Here is a 2,833-nt window from a genome sequence, read left to right on the forward strand (position 1 = left end):
CCCGGGCCGCCCTGGGAGCCCCCGTCGCCTGAACCCGGTCGACGCCAGGGGGAGATCACCCGGAGAACACCCATTGACAGGTGTGACGGGCGACACAACAATGATCGTACCTTTGCTTGGGAGCGCTCCCAGACTATCGGCCGGCTGCCCGGCCCGCCCGGAAGGACGACCCCCCTTTGAGTCCACGAAGAACCCCCGCGGTCCTGGGCACCGCCGCCCTCCTCGCCCTCCCCCTGGCCGCCCCGCCCCCGGCCCTGGCCGACGAACCCGTCGAGCAGATCGTCAACGGCGACTTCTCCGACGGCACCACCGGCTGGTGGGGCACCCCGCAGATCGAACTGACCGTCACCGACGGGGTCCTGTGCGTCGAGGTGCCCGGCGGCACCGCCGACCCGTGGGAGGTCATCGTCGGCCAGAACGACGTGCCGATCGTCGCGGGCGAGTCCTACACCTTCTCCTTCTCCGCCTCCGGCACCGCGAGCCGCCCCGTCCGGGCCCTGGTGCAGGAGGCGGTCGACCCCTGGCGCACCGAGTTCGACGAGCGCCCCGTCCTCACACAGGACATGGCCGTGTACGAGTACGTGTTCACCGCCGGGGCCGACCACGACGCCGCCCAGGTCGCCTTCCAGATCGGCGGCTCCGCCGACCCCTGGACCCTGTGCCTGGACGACGTCTCCCTGCTCGGCGGGGCCGAACCCCCCGTGTACGAACCCGACACCGGCCCCCGCGTGCGCGTCAACCAGGTCGGTTACCTGCCGCAGGGGCCCAAGAACGCCACCGTGGTCACCGACGCCGCCGACCCGCTGCCCTGGAGCCTGGCCGACGCCGACGGCACCGTCGTCGCCGAGGGCGACACCGTCCCCGGCGGCCTGGACGCGACCTCCGGGCAGAACGTGCACACCATCGACTTCGGGCACGTCACCGCGCCGGGCGAGGGCTACACCCTGACCGCCGACGGGGAGACGAGCCACCCCTTCGGGATCGGCGCCGACCCCTACCGGGCGCTGGCGACGGACGCGCTGGAGTTCTACTACACCCAGCGCAGCGGGATCGAGATCCTCGACGAGATCGCCCCCGGCTACGGCCGCGCGGCCGGGCACGTCGGGGTCGCCCCCAACCAGGGCGACACCGAGGTCACCTGCCACCCGAGCGCCCCCTGCGACTACGCGCTCGACGTCTCCGGCGGCTGGTACGACGCCGGCGACCACGGCAAGTACGTGGTCAACGGCGGTATCTCCGTGCACCAGCTGATGAGCGTCTACGAGCGGGCGCACACCGCGCCCACCGGCGACCCCGGACGGGTCGGCGACACCACCCTGGCCGTGCCCGAACGCGGCAACGGGGTCCCCGACGTCCTCGACGAGGCCCGCTGGCAGATGGAGTTCCTGCTGTCCATGCAGGTGCCCGCGGGCGAGGAGCTCGCCGGGATGGCCCACCACAAGGTGCACGACGAGCGCTGGACCGGACTGCCCCTGATGCCCGCCGCCGACCCCCAGCCCCGCTACCTGCACGCGCCGTCGACCGCGGCCACCCTCAACCTGGCCGCGACCGCCGCCCAGTGCTCCCGGGTGTTCGCCCCCTACGACGACGCGTTCGCCGCGACCTGCCTGACCGCGGCCGAGACCGCCTGGGACGCCGCGGTGGCCCACCCCGACCGCTACGCCGAGGCGGGCGGCGAGGGCGGCGGCCCCTACAACGACGACGAGATCGCCGACGAGTTCTACTGGGCGGCCGCCGAGCTGTACCTGGCGACCGGCGCCGCGGAGTACGAGGAGGCGGTGACGTCGTCGGAGCTGCACACCGCCGACGTGTTCACCGCCGACGGCTTCGACTGGAAGTGGACCGCCCCGCTGGGCCGCCTCCAGCTGGCCACCGTGCCCAGCGGCCTGGCCGACCGGGACGCGGTGCGCGCCTCCGTGGTCGAGGGCGCCGGACAGTACGCGGACGCCGTGGCCGCCCACCCCTACGGCCTGGCCTACGCCCCCGAGAGCGGGGTGTTCGCCTGGGGCTCCAACAACCTGGTCCTCAACAACCTGGTGGTGGTCGCCACCGCGTACGACATCGACGGCGACGCCCGGTTCCGGGACGCCGTCCTGGAGGGCGTGGACTACCTCCTGGGCCGCAACGCCCTCAACAACTCCTACGTGACCGGGTACGGGACGGCGTACTCGGAGAACCAGCACAGCCGCTGGTACGCGAACCAGCTGGACCCGTCCCTGCCCGGCCCGCCGCCGGGGACCGTCTCCGGCGGGCCCAACTCCGACACCGGGACCTGGGACCCGGTCGCGCAGGCGAACCTGGGCGGGTGCGCGCCCCAGTTCTGCTACATCGACCACATCGACTCGTGGGCGACCAACGAGCTGACGATCAACTGGAACTCGACCCTGGCCTGGGTGTCGGCGTTCGTCGCCGACCAGGGCGACGCCGCACCTCCCGCCGAGTCCTCCTGCGAGGTGGACTACCGGGTGCACGGCACCTGGGACGGCGGGTTCAACACCCAGGTGGTGGTGCGCAACACCGGTGGCGAGGCGCTGACCGGCTGGGAGCTGGGCTGGTCCTTCCCCGGTTCCCAGACGGTGCGCAATCACTGGAGCACCGACCTGACGCAGTCCGGGCGCACGGTGACCGCGCACTCCCTGGACTGGAACGCCCGGATCGGCGCGGGCGCCGAGGCGACCTTCGGTTTCGTGGGCTCCACCGGCCCCGGGCCGAACGCCTCACCCGAGCGGTTCACGCTCAACGGGAGCGTCTGCCGCTGATCCCTCCCCGGCGGTGCGCGCGTACGAGCGCACCGCCGGCCGGGAGGGGACGGGGTCCCGCAGGAGAGCGCGGA

1 protein-coding gene is annotated in these 2,833 nt (G+C 73.1%); it reads left to right on the forward strand.

Annotated features, from left to right (window positions below; translation table 11 throughout):
- The first annotated feature begins 176 nt into the window (after positions 1–176).
- Positions 177–2,759 carry a glycoside hydrolase family 9 protein gene (locus ACJOT3_RS33915; protein WP_406977221.1) on the forward strand — a complete coding sequence of 861 codons (2,583 nt, stop codon included), beginning with the start codon at positions 177–179 and terminating at the stop codon, positions 2,757–2,759.
- The last annotated feature ends 74 nt before the right edge of the window (positions 2,760–2,833 follow it).

Origin of the sequence: Nocardiopsis protaetiae, from assembly GCF_045446735.1 — a bacterium.
In the GTDB taxonomy this organism is placed as follows: domain Bacteria; phylum Actinomycetota; class Actinomycetes; order Streptosporangiales; family Streptosporangiaceae; genus Nocardiopsis; species Nocardiopsis protaetiae.